This is a genomic window from Bacillus sp. AR8-1, assembly GCF_008042345.1.
Taxonomy (GTDB): domain Bacteria; phylum Bacillota; class Bacilli; order Bacillales; family Bacillaceae_G; genus Bacillus_A; species Bacillus_A cereus.
In genome coordinates, this window is record NZ_QNUB01000059.1 from 1 (window position 1) to 20,287 (window position 20,287).

Sequence of the window (20,287 nt, forward strand, 5' to 3'; positions counted from 1 at the left end):
TGCCGCCAGAGCCACTGCCACCAGAACCACTATCGTCCTGAGAACCGTTATTTCCTGGAGGTTTATTATTATCCTTTAAATTTCCTTCGGCAAAATGATTGCTATTTTGTACAATAGCGTTTGTTAATGGTTGGAAGTTTTCAGTTGCAGCATTACCGATATTTAAACCGCTAAAAAAAGATAAAGAGAGTGTTGATGCTAAAATGAAGATTTTCGTCATGGTTTTCCTCCTAAGAAATTAATATTCCATCTAAAATACATCCCTTTGTAATATTTCTTAGGAAAAAGAGTTTTATGCAAAAAAAACTATATATAGAAAAAGGTGGTGTATTTGTCAAAGCAGAAAAGAGTTAATGTAGATTTCCTACAAATAGTAGAGGCGGGGAATTTACATTCATAACGGTAGAGGAAGTGGCAGTAGATGAAAGAGTACATAGCGTTTGATATTGGCGGTACGCAAATTAAGTATGGCATTGTTTCAGAAATAGGGAGAGTATTAAAGCGTAAAACAGTTGCAACAGAAATTCATTTAGGCGGAGAACAAATTATTCAAAAACTTATATATGTATCCAAAAAAATAATGAATGAACATACTATTACAGGAATTGGTATTAGCACTACGGGAATTGTTGATATTAATAAAGGAATTGTGACGGGAGGTGCGGATCATATTCCGGGATATAGTACTATTCCTATTATTGATAGATTGCAAGAGATATTAAAAGTTCCAGTATCGATTGACAATGATGTGAATTGTGCAGCGTTTGGAGAAAAGTGGAATGGTAGTGGAAGAGAGAAAGAGAACTTTATTATGCTCACCCTTGGAACAGGAATTGGGGGAGCAATTTTTATAGATGGAGAATTGTACCGAGGACATTCATTTAGTGCTGGTGAATGGGGGAATATGTTAATAGAAGGAAAAACGTTTGAAGAGGTTGCTTCGATTTCAGGATTAATTCGGCTTGTAAGAAAATATAAAGGCAAAGGCGAGTGGAATGGGAGAACAATTTTTGAGTTGTATGATAAAGGAGATAGAGAAGTTGCTCAAGCAGTTGGGATTTTTTTTAAACATTTGGCAATCGGAATTAGTAATCTTGCTTATATTTTTAATCCAGAAACGATTATTATTGGTGGAGGAATTACCGATAGAGGAAATGAGTTTTTAAAAGAAGTAAAAGAAGAAATCAGTAAATACTTAAATCAAGAGATTTATAATAATTGTGAGATTGAACTTGCGCAAAACGGTAATTGTGCAGGAATGATTGGTGCTATTTACCACTTCTTACATCATCATAAGTAAATTATATGAATGTTTTCATATAACTGAGAATTTATCCTTTTTATCGCTAGGTAAATAATGCTACAATATAAGAGAAGAATACAATATTTTCCGATTTGGAAAATGCTTTGTAGAAAGGGAGAAACTTCATGCCTATTATTTTAGAAAAAGGTCAAAAGATCGATTTAACGAAAGGACAACCAAAAGTAGCAAAACTACAGGTTGGCTTAGGCTGGGATCCAATTGGGCAATCAGGTGGATTTCTGTCTTCATTATTTGGAAGTAAACCAAATGTAGATTGTGATGCATCTGTTGTTATGTTAGAAGGAGATCGTTTTTTAAACAAAAATGATTTAGTTTACTTCGGAAATAAACTTTCTACTTGTGGTAGTATTATTCATTCAGGAGATAATTTAACAGGCGAAGGCGCTGGTGATGACGAAACAATTTTCGTAGAATTACATAAAGTTCCGAGCCGTATTAATCGTTTAGTATTCGTTGTAAATATTTATGACTGTGTAAATCGTCGTCAAGATTTCGGGATGATTCGTAATGCATATATTCGTATTCAAAACCCGCAAACTGGTGAAGAATTAGCACGCTATAATTTATCGGATAATTATGCTGGCAAAACGACTCTAATTGCAGGTGAAATGTATCGTCACGGAAGTGAATGGAAGTTTTCAGCAGTTGGAGAAGGAACACAAGATAAAAACTTAAGTGAGATTGTATCACGTTATCAATAAAATAACCGAGGAGGAATTGTATATGGCATCAATTTCATTGAAAAAAGGACAAAAGGTAGACTTAACAAAAACGAATCCAGGTCTTTCAAAAGTTCTTGTAGGACTTGGTTGGGATACGAATCGTTATGATGGACAAAACGATTTCGATTTAGATGTTAGTATTTTCTTAGTAGGTGCTAACGGTAAAGTTTCAGGTGCAGAGGATTTCGTCTTCTATAATAACCCAAAAGGTGCGAATGGTGCTGTAGAGCATTTAGGAGATAACCGAACTGGCGAAGGTGAAGGCGATGACGAATCGATTAAAGTAGATTTGAAAAATGTACCTGCACATATCGAACGTATTTGCTTCACAATCACGATTTACGATGGAGAAGGACGCAGCCAAAACTTTGGACAAGTTTCTAACTCTTTCGTACGTATTTTAGATGAAGAAAAGAATGCAGAATTAATTCGTTACGATTTAGGAGAAGATTTCTCTATTGAAACAGCCGTAGTAGTAGGTGAATTATATCGTCATGCAGGTGACTGGAAATTCAATGCAATCGGAAGTGGATTCCAAGGTGGATTAGCGTCTCTATGTAATAATTTTGGTTTAGATGTAGAGTAATAGATTTGATTTATATATCCATCGGTGAAATGCGTGTATACCGATGGATATATTTTTAAAGATAAAAATATAGAGGTGAATATAGATGGTTATTCAATTACAAAAAGGACAGAAAATCGATTTAGGTAAGACAAGCCCTGGTTTAACAAAAGCAGTAATTGGTCTTGGATGGGATATTAAATCTTATGACGGTGGATCAGATTTCGATTTAGATGCATCTGCCTTTTTATTAGATGCAAACGGAAAATGTACGAAGGAAACTGATTTTATTTTCTATAATAATTTACAGTCTCCTTGTGGATCTGTTTTACATACAGGAGATAACCGTACAGGCGAAGGCGAAGGCGACGATGAGCAACTTGTTGTAGATTTGAAGAAGGTTCCAGCAGATGTTCATAAAATTGCTATTACAGTTACAATTTATGATGCGGAAGGCCGTAATCAAAACTTTGGACAAGTAGGAAATGCGTTTGTTCGTTTAGCAAATGAAGAGACGAATGAAGAAGTTCTTCGTTTTGATTTAGGGGAAGATTTCTCCATCGAAACAGCAGTTGTCTTTTGTGAATTATACCGTCATAATGGACAGTGGAAGTTTAATGCAGTAGGAAGTGGATTCCAAGGTGGTTTAGGTGCGCTTGTAAGAGCGTATGGCTTGGATGCATAGAAAGGAAACGATATTCGTTTCCTTTTTTTGACCTTTCTATAAATCTAGCAAAGAATAGGGGATAAAGGTAAGATGAGTATTTTGCAAGGAATCCTTGATACGTATGCTCAGTTTTTCGACTTGGACATGTGGATTAAAGTGTTGCAAGATCCAGTATCTTGGGGATTAATAGGTACACTTGTTGTACTTGAAGGGTTGTTATCTGCTGATAACGCACTTGTGTTAGCGGTAATGGTAAAACACCTTCCGGAAGAAAAACGTAAAAAAGCATTATTCTATGGACTTATTGGAGCTTATGTGTTCCGCTTTATTGCGATTGGAATCGGGATGTTCTTAATTAAATTAGCATGGGTAAAAGTGTTAGGTGCACTTTACTTAGCGTGGCTTTCAGTTAAATACTTCATTGATAAAAGAAAAGGTAATGCAGAAGAAGAGGAATCTCATGGTATGAACCAAAATAGTATTCTCTTCAGAATGTTCGGTGTCTTCTGGGGAACAGTTGCGATGGTTGAATTAATGGATATCGCATTCTCTGTAGATAGCGTACTTGCTGCATTTGGTGTATCTAATGAAGTTTGGATTTTACTATTAGGCGGAATGCTAGGTATTTTAATGATGCGTGGTATCGCTGGTGTATTCTTAAAATTGTTAGAGCGTATTCCAGAACTTGAAACGACAGCATATATTTTAATTTTAATTATTGCAGCAAAAATGTTATTGTCTGTTATTCATATTGAAATAAGCCATACAGTGTTCTTCATTATTTTAGTTGTAGCATTTGGAGCAACATTTATACTTCACTACATGAAGAATTCTGGACAAGCTAAAGAAGAAGTAGCAGCTACTAAAGAAGACAATAAATAATTGGAATGGGTTTGCTCGTTTTGCGAGCGCCCATTTTTTATAACCAAAAATAGTTTATAATAGAAGAAGGACTTAGAAAAAACGTAAATGTTTTTGGAGGTGAACTGTTGTGTTTTCACGTTTTACACTTCAACCATATGCATTAAAAGATGAATCAGATTTAAAGCAATTTGAAGCGCTTTTAGAAAAACGCCCACAATATGAGCTGACAGAGAATGAGATGAAATTTAGTTATATAGCATGTCGAATCCTTGGCGTTCCTAATGATGTAGATGAATATTTTAATGAACTGTTTGATTATAGTGAAGCGAAAGGAATCGAAGTTTTACACGAACAAAATTTAAACAAAGTGATTGATTCAGAAAAGCTTCGTCATATTCAAGAAGTGTTCGGATTACATCAAGAAGCACCAAATGGTCTGACAGTAAATAGGTTAGTTGCACACTTATCTGGGAAACAACTTTTACCGAAAGTAGACAACCCTGATTTACAGCATTACATACATACGACGTTTATTGCAGTATTGAAATTATATGAGAAACAACATAATCAGTCGTTAAAGACAGAAGGCTTCCGTCGTTTCTTAATCGACATAATTAAACTAAGCGAAAATTACGTAGCGAAGTGGTTCTCTACGATTAATTATAAGAAACAGATGCCACGTATCGTTTGGTATGGTGATGCACAGGAAAGCCGTATATATTTCTTATATTTTCTTATTATGCTCGGTTGTGATGTGCTTTATTATCACCCCGAAGGAAAAGATGGATTTGAAAATATTGATGAGGAGGGAAGAACTTTTATTGTGTCCCATCCGGGTCGCATTTCTCTTGAACCATTCCCTGATCGCCGCCGCGAGCGTGTTGCAACAGTAGCGTATCAAGCTTCGAAAGAAATTGAACAAGTACTTCACCACGATAATTCACTATTATATAAACCGTGGCAATTCCGTTCGTATACACCTGTAGCACGTACGTTAAAAACGACATATGATGAACTCTTTTTAATTACGAAAGAAAAGGCATTTGTACGTCCAACATTCTTTGTTGAAAATAAACATATTTATATTCCTTCTTTATTTGCGAAAATATCAGGCGTTTCAAAGAATGATAAAGAATATTTTCAACGATTAAAGGCTGTTACATCATTTGATAACAGTTTATTAATTAATACATTCCCGTTTACGAAAGAGCAAAAAGCAAACTTCCAATATCATTATCGAGATGCATTGGACCGAGCTGGAAAATTACATCCTGATCTAATTATGAATAGCCATTGGTGGCCGCATAAGCGTTTACCGGAAGGTTTACAACATGGGATTGCAGAGGCGATTATCCATACGTGCGAAAGTGAAATGTGCAAACCAATTGCGAAAGAGACGAAACAAGATGTAGCGCTATATGTTTTCGCACAACTTTCTCAAATACCACCCAATATTTTAGAACAGCTTGAGAAATTTGATTATTCACAAGATGTACCGAAAATTGTTATATTTAATAATGAGAAGAGCGGAGAATTAACTCGTTCTGACGCTGTTTTATTACTATTTTTGAATCAAATTGGAGTAGATGTATTCCATTTCAATCCCACGGGCAGAAACGATATTGAACCATATGTTGAAGCGGGAGCATTTGATTCCCATTGGCTTGAAGAAGTTAATTTCGATCTTGAGTTTCATGGTTCATCAGCCTATAAAAATTTATCACAAACAATAAAAGGACTATTTCGTCCATTTTTATAAGGAAAGGGAGAATACCATATGAATAACCCAGTCGTACTAGATTCGAAAACTGAATTGAATGAGCAAACCGCACAAGATGTTCGCTTGCAACTTAGACAAGATGCAGATGTGCAACGTATTTATAACGCAGTAGATATTAAAGATCAACTGGAATTAATTGAACTTGGAAAAGAACCTTCTATGGAAATTTCACGTTTTGCTGATCAAATTTTACATACAATGTCATTATCAAAGATAGAAGATTCTGGTGAATTGTTAAAGCAACTTGGTAAAATTATGGACAGATTTGATAGTAAAGACTTTGCAGAAGAAAAAAGTGGTTTCTTCTCGCGCATGTTCAAAAAAGCGGATAAAATGATAGAACAAATCTTTAGTAAATATCAAACGATGGGCCGCGAAATTGATAAAGTTTATGTGGAAATTACGAAGTACCAAGATGAGATGAAAAAATCAATTGGAACGTTAGATGGCTTGTATGAGCAAAACTTAAAATATTATTTAGACTTAGAGAAGTATGTAGTAGCAGGAGAAATGTTATTAGAGCGTTTAAATACAGAATTAGTTCCGATGTATGAAGAGCGCGTGCGTAATAATGATCAATTAGCAGGTATTGAATTAGAGTCGCTTAAAAACTCGGTTGAAATTTTAGAGCAACGTATTGATGATTTAGAAAAAGCGCGTATGGTTGCGCTACTTACAGCGCCGCAAATTCGCATGATTCAACGTGGTAATAATAAATTAATTGGTAAAATCAATACAGCATTTATTACAACGATTCCTATCTTTAAAAATGGTATCATTCAAGCAGTAAATGCGAAACGTCAAAAGCTTGTTGCAGATTCTATGGCTGAACTTGATCGCCGTACAAATGAATTACTTAAGAAAAATGCACAAAATATCGCAACGCAAAGTGTAGAAGTAGCGAGATTATCAGGTTCTTCTAGTATTAAGATGGAAACGCTTGAGGAAACTTGGAACATTATTTCAAGAGGTATGCAAGAAACACAACAAATTGAAGAACAAAATAAACGTGAGCGTGAAGAAAGTCGCAAGCGTATGGCTACATTAACGGAGAATATCAAAAAAGAATTACAAGGATAAATGAAAAGGCAATGAGGAATATTCCTCATTGCCTTTTTAGTTTCTCTTCACTAATTTAATAATCTCATTCACAATAAGTGGAATGATACTCAATAAGAGAACAAATCCCCAATCTCGCATCGTTAATGCATGTACACCGAATATATTTGCAAGGGGCGGGATGGAGATGATACAAACTTGCATAAGAACACCGATAAGAAGGGAGAAAACTAAATATTTATTTGTAAAGATCCCAATTGAAAAAATTGATTTCGTTCTTGAACGCAAGTTAAATGAATGAACGAGCTGAGAAAAACTAAGAACGACAAATGCCATCGTTTGAGCGTGTAATAGAGCATCGTCATCAATTCGCTCTGGGAAAAGAGGGAATAAATTTGTATCTCCAGTATAGAATTTTGCTCCGGCGATAAAAGCTATTAGCGTTAAAAGTCCAATGATAACTCCATTGAAAATTAGGAAAGGAACGCTGCCACTAAATAAGCTTTCTTTTGCATGTCGTGGTTTTTCCTTCATCACATCTGGATCTTCAGGATCAACCCCAAGTGATAATGCAGGCAGTGTATCTGTAATTAAATTCACCCATAAAATATGAATAGGTCGTAGTGGTGTTGCCCAGCCGAGTAAAATTGCTAAAAATAAAGCGATAATTTCTCCGAAGTTACAAGAGAGTAGGAAGAGAATTGATTTTTTTATGTTGCGATAAATATTTCTACCTTCTTCAACAGCTTTCACGATAGATGAAAAATTATCATCTGTTAACACAACATCCGCTGCCCCTTTTGCAACGTCTGTTCCTGTAATGCCCATCGCTACGCCGACATCGGCTTGCTTTAAAGATGGTGCATCATTGACGCCATCACCAGTCATAGAAACGATATTTCCTTTCGCGCGTAATGCCTTTACAATTTTCACTTTATGCTCTGGAGAGACTCTAGCGAATACATTTAAATGATTAATTTTGCTAGCTAGTTCTGTATCAGAAATGTTATCTAATTCAGTTCCAATCATAATTTCCGATATTTCTTCAGCAATGCCAAGTTCTTTGGCAATTGCAAAGGCGGTATCTTTATGGTCACCAGTAATCATAACTGTGCGAATACCGGCTTTTTTACATTCTGTAATTGAATCTTTCACTTCAGTTCGTGGTGGATCAATCATACCGACAAGACCAATAAAGATAAGATTTTCTTCAAGATGATTTATATCCACATCGTTTGAATTGTATTGTTTAAATGCGAATGAAAGTACTCTTAAAGCTTCTTGAGACATTGCTCCGGCAGCTTCTAATATTTGATTTTTATCAGAATCAGTTAAAATCTCGATTTTGCCGTTTTTAAAAATATGGGTACATCGAGGTAAGAGCTTATCAATAGCGCCTTTCGTCATGCTATAGTAGCTTTCATCGTATGTATGTACGGTTGACATCATTTTACGATCTGAATCGAAAGGTACTTCGTTAACACGTTCATGTATTTTTTCTAAATGATCTTTTTGCATGTTAAAAGTGGTTCCAGCAACGAGAAGTGCAATTTCAGTCGGGTCTCCCGTTTGTGATTCGTTAGTGTAAGAAGCATCATTACATAGCACCATATTTTCTAACAATAGACGTTGCGCATCATTATTTACATTTAAACTTTCTAAGCGATCGTATGTGTTATCACTATAAAAGTGAGTAACGGTCATTTTATTTTGCGTTAACGTACCTGTTTTATCTGAACAAATAATTGTGACAGAACCGAGGGCTTCAACAGCTGGTAGTTTCCGAATGATAACGTTTTGTTTAATCATACGTTGCACACCAATTGCAAGAACGATGGAAACAATAGCTGGCAAGCCTTCTGGAATAGCTGCAACGGCTAAACTAATAGCAGTCATAAACATTTCTAACGTATCCCGGCCTTGTAAAAAACCGATGAGGAACATAACGATACAAATAGCTACAGCGACAAAGCCTAAATATTTTCCGACTTGTGCTAAGCTTTTTTGAAGTGGTGTCATATCATCGTCTGCTTCATGTAAAAGGGTAGCAATCTTACCAATTTGTGAGTTCATTCCAGTTTCAACAGCAACACCGACGCCTCTTCCGTATGTTACAAGAGTGGACATAAATGCCATGTTTTTTTGATCGCCGAGTGGTACTTGCTCATCACTTTGCATGGAAGGGTGGTAGATTGCATCTTTATCAACAGGGACAGATTCACCAGTTAGAGCAGATTCTTCAACTTTTAAATTTGCGGTTTCAATAAGGCGTAAATCGCATGGGATATATCGTCCGGCGTCGAGCATAACGATATCCCCTGGAACGACGTGCTCAGATGGAATTTCTTTTAGTTCACCATTTCTCTTGACGATAGCTTTAGGTGTTGCCATCTTTTTCAATGCCTCTAAAGCTTGTTCTGCTTTCGATTCTTGGACAACACCGATAACAGCATTTAAAACTACAACAAGCGCGATAATACTGGCATCCGCCCATTCACCTACAAAGGCAGAAATAAGGGCAGCAATAATAAGGACATATACGAGGACGTCATTAATTTGGGCGAAAATACGCTGCCATAAAGTGCGTTTTTGTTTTGTAGCTAATTCATTAGAACCGTATTGCTTTAAACGTTCACTTATAATCTCATCTGTTAAACCGTGTTGTTCGTTTGTTTCTAGGTCAATCAATGTTTGATCTTTCGTCTTACTGTACCAATTGCTCATAAGTAAGCACCTCCAGTAAAAACAGTTAGCAATGGTAGTGTTGCTATTATTTGTGAGTAGTATGTATGGAGAAAAAATCTAAGGTGAGGTTCTACTTCTATTGTACAATATTTTACAGTTGGTTGAGGGAAAGAGAAGAGTTGTCATGAATTTGTTGGAAATAAAAAAGAGCCTCATATAAGAGAGGCTTTTTTACTTTTTAATTAATGTACCTAATTCTTCTGTAATAGCTTGCATTTCACTAATGCTGAATGTTTCACGTTTCATAACATGATCATAAATATCACGTAAATCTTCGTACATTTCTTCGTTAAAACTAGCAGCTCTCATCGCTCCAGCATTAACCATACGTAATTTTTCTTTAATAGCTTCGACCATGTATTCAACGTTTTCTTCTGACTTTACGGATAAATCCACCGAAGTGTCCCCCTTTAAAATAACATAAGGCTATCTTAACATTTTTTATCATTTTCGTTAATGGATCTTTTCAATCCTATTAAATTAGTAGGGATTTCCTTTATATTTCATAATTGGTTGTTTATACTATAAGTATATATGAAGAAATGCACCAAGAAGGGAAGAAACAAAAACAGGGTTCAAGTATTGTTTGTTTGTCTTGGGAACATTTGCCGTTCTCCGATGGCAGAAGCGATTTTTCGAAATCTTGTCGTAAAAGAGGGACTTGAAGAGAAAATTGTCATTGATTCTGCAGGAACTGGAGATTGGCATGTTGGCCATCCGCCACATAAAGGAACACAAAAAATTTTAAAAGAAAATGCAGTCACTTTTGAAGGAATTAAAGCAAGGCAAGTAGAAAAAGAAGACTTAACAAAGTTTGATTATATTATTGCCATGGACAACAAGAATATAGCAGATTTAAAAAGTTTAGGTAAAACTGGAGGCTATATTGGTAGGCTGTCCGATTTTGTTCCAGACGGTGGCTGGACAGACGTTCCTGACCCTTACTATACAGGGAATTTCCAAGAAGTATATGACCTTGTAACAGAAGGGTGTGCAAAGCTATTAGCTTTCATTCGAAATGAACAAGGAATATGAGGAAGCTTAGAAAGAAATACTTTCTAACATAAGAAATGAAAGGGTGAAGGAATATGGCAAAGAAAAATAATATTGCTCGAAACATTGCGATTGGTGTAGCTGCAGGTGTAGCGGTATCCATGTTAAAGAAAGAAAACCGTGAAAAAGTAAAAAATACAGCAGAAAAAGCAAAAACAAAGATGATTGAAATTGGTGAAAATGCAAAGATCAAAGAAAAAGTGCAAACTGTTACAGATAAAGGACGCGAACTTGCTGATTTCAATGTTGTAAAAGCGAAAGTAGCAGAAATTAAAAAATTAACGCCATCTGTTGTAGAGACGTTAAAAGAAACGAAAGAAATTTTTAGTAAGAAAAAAGTTGAGCCAGAAGAAAAGCCAGAAACGATTGAAATTCAAGCTGTATCTCCAAAGGTAGATGAGCTGAAAGCAGAAGAAGAGCCAGTAGTTGCTGAAGATGGTGGTATGAAAGAAGCGCGTGAATTATTTATAAAAGACTCAAATGCAGTGGAAAAAAAAACTGAAGCGTACATTGAGTTAAAGCAAGATAAAGAAGAGAAGAAAAGCGTTTAAACATATATGAGAAAAATTTTAGAAAAGGTGAGAAGAAATCGTACTTATTCGTTTGGTAAAGATTTATATGACCGGACGATGCGCGATGATGTAGCGGGCTTGGCAGCACAGCTCGCTTATTTCTTCTTGCTTGCAATTTTTCCTGGGCTCGTTTTCTTAATTACGCTTCTTGGATTTATTCCCATTCAAACAGAGGATGTGCTTAGTTTATTAGAGGTTTATGTACCAGATGATGCAATGAACTTAATTGAGGTAAATGTAGATAAAGTTGTAAACCAGCAAAATGGTGGTTTATTATCATTTGGTTTATTATCCATGTTATGGTTTGCCTCAAATGGTGTTAATGCGGTTATGAATGCTTTTAACCGCGCTTATGACGTAAAGGAAACACGTTCTTTTATTACAACAAGAGCGTTATCAATTGTGTTTACATTAGCTATTATTTTTATGATTGTCTTTGCGTTAATTGTTCCGGTATTCGGACAAGTTATTGGAGCAGCAGTGTTTAAAGCACTCGGTTTATCAGATAGTTTTTCTTTCGTATGGAGCATTACACGATTAGTAGCGAGTTTCTTCGTACTATTTGCTTTGTTTAGTTTCTTATATACATTTGCACCAGATCGAAAGTTAAAAAGAAGAGAAGTTATTTCAGGGGCGTTATTTGCTACTGTAGGATGGATTGTGGTGTCTTACTCATTTGCTTATTATGTAGATAAGTTTGCGAATTACGCCAATACATATGGTGGTCTCGGTGGTATCATTATTTTAATGTTATGGTTTTATTTAACTGGATGGGTAATTTTACTTGGCGGTGAAATTAATGGTTTACTCCACCATTATAGAACCGGTGACAATAATTCCCGTAATGAATAATGAGTTCTTGTTCCATAATAAAAAGGAACAGGGGGGATATTTCATGAGTAATAATAAAAAGAACCATAATAATAAAAGTAATAATAAACAAAAGAGCAGTTCGCATCCAAAGCATAAAACGAGTAGCAGTGCGAACGGTCATAATAGCTATCACTAAAAAAAACGGGTCCTCTATGAGGGACCCGTTTTATTTGCTTCCTTTTAGTAATCGTAAGCCATTCAAAATGACAAGAATCGTACTTCCTTCATGGCCAATAACACCGAATGGAAGAGCTAAAAATTGCAAGAAGTTTGAACAAATTAGCATGGCAATAACGGCTAGCGAAAAGATTACGTTTTGCTTCACAATACGGTTCAGTCGTTTTGATAAACGAATTGCTTGGGAAAGGCGAGATAGTTCGTTCTTCATCAGTACAACATCTGCAGTTTCTAAAGCTACATCTGTTCCTTCTCCCATTGCGACACCAATGCTAGCAGTAGCTAGTGCAGGTGCATCATTTATACCGTCTCCGACCATTGCTACTGTACCGTATTTTTCTTTTAACTTTTTAATCGTTTCAACTTTTGTTTCTGGTAAGCATGATGCGTAATATTCCTTTATATTACTTTCAGAGGCAATTGCTTTTGCCGTTTCTTCATTATCTCCAGTAATCATAATTGCTTCGACACCAATGCTTTGTAAATCACGAATAGCAGCTATTGTTTCTTGGCGAAGCGTATCTTTTAAAGCGATAAGTCCAAGAATGCCTCCCTCATCACTAATATAAACGACAGTTTTACCTTCTTTTTCAAGTGAGGCAGAAATACCATTATGAAATGTCTTTGTTTCTTCACCGATAAAATCAGCTTTACCTATTTTATAAGCGTTGTTTTCCAATATTCCTTTTAGACCAAAACCAGTTACATCTTCAACCTTTTCTGGTTTTTTTAAAGTAATGTCGTACGCATGTTGTGCATATTTAACAATGGATTCAGCTAAAGGATGTGTAGAGTGACTTTCAATTGATGCTGTAATAGAAAGTACTTCTTTTTCTGTTATATTTTCTCGAACATATACATCTGTTACGGTAGGTTTACCTTCTGTTAATGTTCCTGTTTTATCAAACGCGATTGCTTTCACAGAAGCAAGGCGTTCTAAATGTATACCGCCTTTAAAGAGAATACCGTTTCTCGCTCCGTTAGAAATGGCTGATAACGTAGCTGGTGTAATGGCAGCTACGAGCGCACAAGGAGATGCGACTACAAGTAAGATCATAGCGCGATAAAACGTTTCATTCCAGCTCCAGTCAAGTAAGAAATGAGGAACGAACATCATAAGCGCAACAACGAGTAGTACACCTTTTACGTATGTTCCTTCAAACTTTTCGATGAATAGTTGTGATGGTGATTTTTCACTTTGTGCACTTTGGACGAGACGGATAATCTTTTGGAATAATGTTTGATCGCTCGGCTTCGTAATTTTAACTTCGATAGCACCACGTAAATTTACAGTACCGGCAAATACTTCATCGCCATGTCTTTTCTCATTTGGAATAGGTTCTCCTGTGATTGCTGCCTCATTGATATTTGTTTCACCGTTATGAATCGTACCGTCAGCAGGAACACGTTCACCGGGTTTAATTAAAATAATGTCGTTAATTTGTAACTCTCCAACAGGAACACGTTCCTCAGTTCCGGTGGAAATACGTAATGCTTCTTCGGGTTGTAAGTCAAGAAGAGCGGAAATTTCTTTTTGGCTCTTACTTAACGTATAAGATTCCATAGCACCGCTGAGTGCAAAGATGAAGATTAAAATAGCCCCTTCTGCCCAGTAGCCAATAATTGCAGCACCGATAGCTGCAAAGAGCATTAGCATTTCAACATTTAGCTCTTTTTCTTCAATCGTATCTTCAATGCCTTCTTTAGCTTTTGCATATCCACCAACTATATAAGCAAGGATATAGCAAGTAATACCTACATTTATTGCATCGTTCTTTGTGAATAGCCAGCCAGCTAAAATAAAAATACCAGATGCTACTGCAAATACAAGTTCATAATGTTTTTTTAATGTGTCCCATAAAGAGGGATGAGAAATTGTTTCTTTTGCGTGTAACGTTTTTACTTCTGAGTTCATTACTACTCGCTCCTTCCGAATTCTTATTGAGAAAAATAATCAAAATCGAAACCCCTATAAAACGACGAAAGCTGCCATCCATAATGGATAGCAGCATTTCTGTTGAATCTGTTTTTAATCGTTCTTATGTTGTAATTATTCTATAGTATATCATATGTTTTTATGAGATGGTACGGTTTTGTTTCAAGTATAAACGGAAAACTTGTGTTTTCGCAATTCCTTTGGTATATATGAATATTGTTCATAAAAAGGTCGGAAAGGAAGACAACAAGTGAAGACAGAGAAATTTTTTACCCATCCGATTGGCGTATTTATTGCTGCAATAGTAGCAACTTTTTTATGGGGAAGCGCATTTCCTTTTATTAAATTAAGTTATGTTGAACTTGGAATTCAACCACAAGAAGTTGGAGAGCAAATATTATTTGCCGGTTATCGTTTCTTTTTATCTGGAGTCATGCTCTTATTATTCTTTAAAGTGTTAGGAAAAGATATGAGCTTCAAAAAAGGAACGGGGAAACAGTTAATACAAATTGGTTTATTCCAAACGTTTCTTCAATATATCTGTTTTTATATTGGAATGAGTTATAGTTCGGGAATTGAAGGAGCTATCATTTCAGGGACATCATCATTCTTTCAAATTTTACTCGCCCATTTTTTATATAAAGATGATGCCCTCAATATGAGAAAAATAATTGGCGTATCGATTGGCTTTTGTGGCGTCGTTTTAGTAAATGTGCCGAGTGATGGTAGCTTATCATTTCATTTTGGAATCGGAAGCTTATTACTTCTTAGTGCAGCAATGCTGTATTCATATGGAAACATATTAGCGAAAGAAGGTAGTAAAACGTTAGATGTTGGCTATATGACAGCATACCAAATGATGTTTGGTTCTATAGGATTATTATGTATAGGGGCTTTACAAGTTGGAGTAATGCCATTTACATTTAGTCTACATGCACTACTTATGCTGATTTATTTATCTTTCTTATCTGCAGCTGGTTTTTGTATTTGGAATACAATTATGAAGTACAACAAGGTTGGAAAAGTATCTATGTATATGTTCTTTATACCCGTATTTGGTGTGTTATTATCGAGCATGATTTTAGGTGAAGCAATTCATTCATTTGTTTTACTCGGTTTAGCATGTGTAGCCGCGGGAATTATTGTGGTAAATCGGACGCCAGCTAAGCAAAAAATAGAGCAAGAAAAACAAGTAGCATAGAAAGCAGAAAAGCGATTACAATGGAAGAACAGTACTGTTCTTCTTTTTTTATAGAAAAAGGATAATAGACTAAGTGTAACGAAAAAAGATACAAAAAGCATTTATTGAGGAGAACATATTATGAATCTACTTTACGTGGTGTTAATTGGGCAAATACTTCTTTTTTTAATTGGTGCAATTTATGCAATGCGGCAGACAAAAAGAACGAAAGATAATATGCCGTTACCTTTAGCAATCCGTCTTATTCTTAGTTTTTCTTTAACAGGTAGTGCAATTTGGATATGGTTACAAGATCCATCTGTAGAGTATAGTACGTGGGTTGCACTTGGTATGACTTTATCGACTGTGGGAGATTTGTTTATGGCTGGGCTGATTCCAATTGGTCATCGATTAATTGGTGGGATGGTTACTTTCGCTCTTGCTCATTGTTTTTATGTAAAAGCATTTTTGCAAACAGGAATTTCGTGGAATGGTTTTTGGATTGGCTTACTCGTATATGGGCTCTTTCTAATTGTAGGATGGTTCTTCTTTATCCGAAATGATAAACAGGATAAATTGTTTACGATAGGAGCTCTAATTTACGGATTGTGGGTTGGAGGAATGGCTTGCTTTGCATTCGCCTTATATTATGAAAATACAGGAATATGGTGGATACCAGCGTTTGGTGGTTTACTGTTTGTGATTTCTGATTTTATTATTGGCGTGACAGATATCGGAGGGCGTAAATTGAAGTATGAGCCACTTTGGATTTGGTTTACATATGTAGCTGCTCAAATGTGTATTGTATATGTGGGATTATAAAAAGATACTCTCAAAATAGTGAATAGACTATTTTGAGAGTATCTTTTTTGCTTGTTTAATTTGATCAGTATTACCATTTGAAATTTCTAATATTATAATTTTATAATTCAGAATTTTGTAGAAAAATATCGGTTGTATTATTTATAATAAAAATAAAAAGATGATGAGATGGTGAAATGATGCAAAAGAAAAAACGTTGGCGTGAATTCTTTGGAACTATTGCAATTGCATGTTTATTGGTGTTTTTGGCGAAAATTTTTGTGTTTTTCCCTACGACTGTAAAAGGAGCATCTATGAGGCCAACGTTGCAAGATGGAGATAAGGTAATTGTTAATAAGTTAGCAAAACAATTTGAAAGCTATGGGAGAGAAGATATTATTGTTGTGAAAACAGATAATTTTTATGTCAAAAGAGTGATTGGATTATCTGGAGATATAATTGAGATGAGAAATGATCAATTATATGTAAATTCTGAAGTGAAAGATGAAGAGTATTTGGATAGTAATAAAAAACAAGCAGAAAAAAAACTTATGAATTTAACAGAGGACTTTGGACCGATTACAGTTCCTAAAAATAAGATTTTTGTTATGGGAGATAATCGCTTAATAAGTAAAGATAGTAGAAATGGTTTAGGTTTTATTGATAGAGAAGATGTGTTAGGAAAGTTAGCAGGCATTTATTATCCGTTTGAACATATGAAAATAATAAAGTAAAAAACCAAGCAAATTTTAGTTTGCTTGGTTTTTTTGTTAAACAGTAGGAGATTCGTTAGATACAAACATATCTTCATGTTTCTTTGTAGTACTTAAAACGAATTTATGTTGTAGCAATTGTAGTTTAAATAACGCCAAAGGATCATGATATGTTTCTGGATTGCTTCTTAGCGTTGCTAATGTTTGCTCGTCTTCCTGTATCTCAAGTTGAGCTGCATCTACATTTTGTTTCAATATGTTAAGTGGATCTTTGAAGAACATCATGATATCACGTTCTAATGCACCTTCAAATACTTCAAATTGAAGGAAGAATTGTTTTGAAATTGTGTGAGCAATTTCTGTATAGTCTTCTGTTTCAATATATTGTTTATATTTGTTGGCGAGCATAGATTGGTTTTTTTGCATATTACCAAATAATTTTCCGGCACTTTTTAAGAAAAACTGTGTCGGTGTAAAGCGTAATAAAATATTGATGTTCGTTACTGTAATTCGATTTGTCATTCGTGCAACATCTCGATTCCAATCATCTAATAATTTGAAATCGCAAGGAAGTTTCATACGTTCTTCTTTATATAATTTATTAAACGTTTCACTCATTTCATCTAAATAAGCTTGAGCTTGAATAAATTCATTATGTGCCGTTTCAATCCATTCTTGAATAGACCCAGTAAATTTAGGAAGAAGTACCTGTTGCACATGCTTTTGAACTCGTTCATTCATTGCAGCATTTAATTCTTCATGAACTAGTTTGAAATCACTATCTTCTTGAACAAGATCAGAGCAGCTCTGTAATAATTCAGGAATTTGAGAATGTATATCTCGTGTAATTTCTTCTTTCGTTAAAAGATAGGATTCGGTAATAGAGCGAATTTTATCTTTTTCAAGAGCAGTAAGGTTATTAATAAATCCAGTAAGTTTCACTGAGATGTGTTTATTCCAGCGTACGGATTTTACTAATGTATTTTCTAATTCCACACGTTCATTTATGAGATAAGCAATTGTCTTTTGCGTAAACCATATTAGCTTTTCTATACGTTCTTTTTCTATATCGCGTTTTGCAAGATTAGAGAGAATAGATTCTGTTACATCTCCAAGTTGCTGACTACTCTCTTGCGAAGGAGAGTATGGGAAGAATTGTGCATCTGGAAAATGTACTTTAAGTTTACTAATTAGTTTTTCATTAGTAGTCGTATTATTTGTGTGTAATACGAAGTGAATTTGTAAGTTTGGTACTTGTTCACGTAAATAAATTAACGTATCAATTTCTTCACTATGCAATGGTGAAGAAGAATTTAATACGTAAACAAGGCTATCTGCTGCTTGTAAGTATTCAAAGTATGCATTGTTTTTATCCAATTGTCCTTGAATGGATGGTGTAATAAGAAATGTAAACTTATTTTTTCTTAAAAATCTACTTGGTAGCTTAATTTCTATACATTTTTTCTCAAGTTCTGACTGAGCAGATGTAGCCGCTATTTGATGGAATTCATCAAGGTTAGAGATATTTCTAATATCTAACTCGTTAAATTCTGTTATTTCAGTTTGACTAGCGTCTTTAAATAGAATAGGAGTTGTTAAAGTTTCAGTTAAGATGTTCTCTCCTAATATTGAATTAACAAATGATGTTTTATCATGGTCACTAGTTCCAGCTATTAGTAGTGGTGTGACATTTAAATCACATAGTTCATGGACGAGTAGCGTAAATTGATGACTTAAATCTACATCATTTTTCTCAGCCCATACAGCGATTGTTTCGAATAAATGAGAAACTATTTCCATATTTACATCTGCTTCAGCTGATGTATTAGAAAGTAAGGATCCAGCACTTTTTACGAGTAATGATTCTAAGGTTGTAGGTGAGACTTCATTCCATGCTAATACTGCTGCAGAGACAACTAGAGAATCTTTTGCTTTCGTTAAACTGAACCAATTTGTTAATAGATTTGGTACAAGTCCGTTTAATTCATGCATAAAATGATTTCCGGTAATTAATGCAAAGTATGTTTCTTGATAGCGAGTAGAAATTTCATTCCAATCGTCATTATTGTCTGTTTCAATATGCAAGAATAAATGATTAATACTTTGAATCCAAGGAAGGTATAAGGATTCATGTTGGTAGCTATTCCAAAGAGCAATAACAAGTTCTTTAAATTGAGCTTGATCAACAGCATATAGAGCTTTTAAAGACTCATAGAAATATTCAGGCTTAATATTTTTAGTAAATCCTTTGTTTATGTAATTTATTAATGTATCAAACCAGTGTAAAGATTGTGTTCGAATACCTTCTTGAACAGCTAGTTCGATAGCGTTGTTCCAATCTTCTTGTTTTTCATAGAAAGAACGTGCAATTGCAGTAATATTTGGGTAATCCGGTTGGAATGCAACAGCTTCACTAATCGTCTTAAAAGCAAGTCCTAAACGATCTTGTTCGATATAAAGAGAAAGAAGTTGTAATGAAACTTCCATCGTAAGAGTTGTATCTTCTGTTTGAATAGATTGATAAATTTCTTCTGCCTTTGGTAGGAATCCTAGTTCAAAATAAGCATCTGCAATATTTTTTGTTGCCCAAAGTGCAAGAGTATTATTAACTTTTTCCCATTTAAATATAGCTGCTTCAAAATCTTTATTTTGATAATAAAATTCACCTTGAGCAAATCGAATATTAGAAATGTTGGAGAATTCATTTTTAGATTCATTTATATATGCTTCACCGAGTACTTCCGATGCAGGAGTAGAAGTTTCTTCTGTTAAAAATGTTTTATAGTAAACTTTTTGAATAAATTGATTTTCAATGGTCATGTTCGTTCCCCCCTGTATAATTTAGAAAAATGATGTTGTATGTAAAAGGGTTCATGTTCTTTTAATAGGTAGAAGTTGGATTATATAGACCAAACTATGTTTTTGCTAGATATATCATTTTTCTTGAGAATTAAACCGTTGCGAAAAGTAACTTTCCTTTATTGTAACAAAAAAACACGCATATGAATTTTTATTTTTTATCAGGACATTTGCAGGCAGTAAGAATCTAATCTCAAAATTAGTGAATGTAAGTGAGTTATGTGGGAGTCGGGATGTCTGTAGAAGCAAGATTGGCATAGGTTAATAATTACAAAACTCCCACTGATTAAAGTTTCACTTTATCTCTGTTAAAGGAAAGAATAGAAGTAGAGTTCATTATAAAAACAATGTATAGTGAATATGTATACCATGTTTGCCTTAAAGATAGAAAGGGTAC

The 20,287-nt window shown here is 34.8% G+C and carries 17 protein-coding genes and 1 pseudogene; 13 read left to right on the forward strand and 5 right to left on the reverse strand.

All coding sequences use genetic code 11. From position 1 onward, the window contains the following. Positions 1-220 (reverse strand): annotated as a pseudogene (locus DN400_RS27380) (cell wall anchor protein); the annotation flags it as partial. Between the two features lie 201 nt (positions 221-421). Here DN400_RS27380 and DN400_RS27385 point away from each other — a divergent pair. From DN400_RS27385 to DN400_RS27415, 7 genes are all read left to right on the forward strand, one after another. After that, positions 422-1,300 (forward strand): ROK family protein, encoded by an 879-nt coding sequence (locus DN400_RS27385; protein WP_098255969.1) that lies wholly within the window; start codon positions 422-424, stop codon positions 1,298-1,300. A 128-nt stretch (positions 1,301-1,428) separates the two neighbouring features. Further along, positions 1,429-2,025: a TerD family protein gene (locus DN400_RS27390; RefSeq protein ID WP_001121586.1), complete on the forward strand. Its 597-nt coding sequence runs from the start codon at positions 1,429-1,431 to the stop codon at positions 2,023-2,025. 22 nt (positions 2,026-2,047) lie between these two features. Next, positions 2,048-2,632 carry a TerD family protein gene (locus tag DN400_RS27395; RefSeq protein WP_000146729.1) on the forward strand — a complete coding sequence of 195 codons (585 nt, stop codon included), beginning with the start codon at positions 2,048-2,050 and terminating at the stop codon, positions 2,630-2,632. An 85-nt stretch (positions 2,633-2,717) separates the two neighbouring features. Then, on the forward strand, positions 2,718-3,296 hold the full coding sequence (locus tag DN400_RS27400) for a TerD family protein (protein ID WP_000236648.1): 579 nt from the start codon (positions 2,718-2,720) through the stop codon (positions 3,294-3,296). Positions 3,297-3,368: 72 nt separating this feature from the next. Next, positions 3,369-4,160, forward strand: coding sequence for a TerC family protein (locus DN400_RS27405; RefSeq protein ID WP_023520991.1), 792 nt, complete (start codon positions 3,369-3,371; stop codon positions 4,158-4,160). A 109-nt stretch (positions 4,161-4,269) separates the two neighbouring features. After that, complete coding sequence (locus DN400_RS27410) at positions 4,270-5,901, forward strand: YceG family protein (protein ID WP_000492846.1); 1,632 nt, start codon at positions 4,270-4,272, stop codon at positions 5,899-5,901. Positions 5,902-5,919: 18 nt separating this feature from the next. Further along, entirely contained in the window at positions 5,920-7,002 is a 1,083-nt protein-coding gene (locus tag DN400_RS27415) for a toxic anion resistance protein (protein WP_001064413.1), read from the forward strand. 36 nt (positions 7,003-7,038) lie between these two features. Here DN400_RS27415 and DN400_RS27420 read toward each other — a convergent pair whose 3' ends face one another. Both DN400_RS27420 and DN400_RS27425 read right to left on the reverse strand, forming a co-directional pair. Continuing rightward, positions 7,039-9,705, reverse strand: a complete 2,667-nt coding sequence (locus DN400_RS27420; protein ID WP_147802049.1) for a cation-translocating P-type ATPase — start codon at positions 9,703-9,705, stop codon at positions 7,039-7,041. A 192-nt stretch (positions 9,706-9,897) separates the two neighbouring features. Beyond that, positions 9,898-10,122 (reverse strand): DUF1128 domain-containing protein, encoded by a 225-nt coding sequence (locus tag DN400_RS27425; RefSeq protein ID WP_000366196.1) that lies wholly within the window; start codon positions 10,120-10,122, stop codon positions 9,898-9,900. Positions 10,123-10,260: 138 nt separating this feature from the next. Between DN400_RS27425 and DN400_RS27430 the strand changes: the two genes are divergently transcribed. From DN400_RS27430 to DN400_RS27440, 3 genes are read left to right on the forward strand one after another with little or no spacing between them, the layout of a single operon-like run. Then, positions 10,261-10,761 (forward strand): low molecular weight protein-tyrosine-phosphatase, encoded by a 501-nt coding sequence (locus DN400_RS27430; protein WP_147802050.1) that lies wholly within the window; start codon positions 10,261-10,263, stop codon positions 10,759-10,761. 53 nt (positions 10,762-10,814) lie between these two features. Next, the gene (locus DN400_RS27435) at positions 10,815-11,330 is read left to right on the forward strand and encodes a DUF4075 domain-containing protein (RefSeq protein WP_001085387.1); all 516 of its coding nucleotides are present in this window, start codon (positions 10,815-10,817) and stop codon (positions 11,328-11,330) included. A gap of 6 nt (positions 11,331-11,336) precedes the next feature. Next, positions 11,337-12,203, forward strand: coding sequence for a YihY/virulence factor BrkB family protein (locus DN400_RS27440; RefSeq protein ID WP_001226536.1), 867 nt, complete (start codon positions 11,337-11,339; stop codon positions 12,201-12,203). Positions 12,204-12,390: 187 nt separating this feature from the next. On the opposite strand, the gene DN400_RS27445 is transcribed toward DN400_RS27440, so the two are convergent. After that, positions 12,391-14,316 (reverse strand): heavy metal translocating P-type ATPase, encoded by a 1,926-nt coding sequence (locus tag DN400_RS27445; protein WP_147802051.1) that lies wholly within the window; start codon positions 14,314-14,316, stop codon positions 12,391-12,393. A gap of 271 nt (positions 14,317-14,587) precedes the next feature. On the opposite strand from DN400_RS27445, the gene DN400_RS27450 reads away from it, so the two are divergent. From DN400_RS27450 to lepB, 3 genes are all read left to right on the forward strand, one after another. Then, entirely contained in the window at positions 14,588-15,538 is a 951-nt protein-coding gene (locus DN400_RS27450; RefSeq protein ID WP_000845707.1) for a DMT family transporter, read from the forward strand. 120 nt (positions 15,539-15,658) lie between these two features. Next, complete coding sequence (locus DN400_RS27455; RefSeq protein WP_001051080.1) at positions 15,659-16,339, forward strand: lysoplasmalogenase; 681 nt, start codon at positions 15,659-15,661, stop codon at positions 16,337-16,339. A gap of 176 nt (positions 16,340-16,515) precedes the next feature. Further along, positions 16,516-17,052: a signal peptidase I gene (lepB, locus tag DN400_RS27460; protein ID WP_000983310.1), complete on the forward strand. Its 537-nt coding sequence runs from the start codon at positions 16,516-16,518 to the stop codon at positions 17,050-17,052. Positions 17,053-17,088: 36 nt separating this feature from the next. Here lepB and DN400_RS27465 read toward each other — a convergent pair whose 3' ends face one another. Further along, positions 17,089-19,851: a tetratricopeptide repeat protein gene (locus DN400_RS27465; protein ID WP_000151423.1), complete on the reverse strand. Its 2,763-nt coding sequence runs from the start codon at positions 19,849-19,851 to the stop codon at positions 17,089-17,091. Positions 19,852-20,287 lie beyond the last annotated feature (436 nt).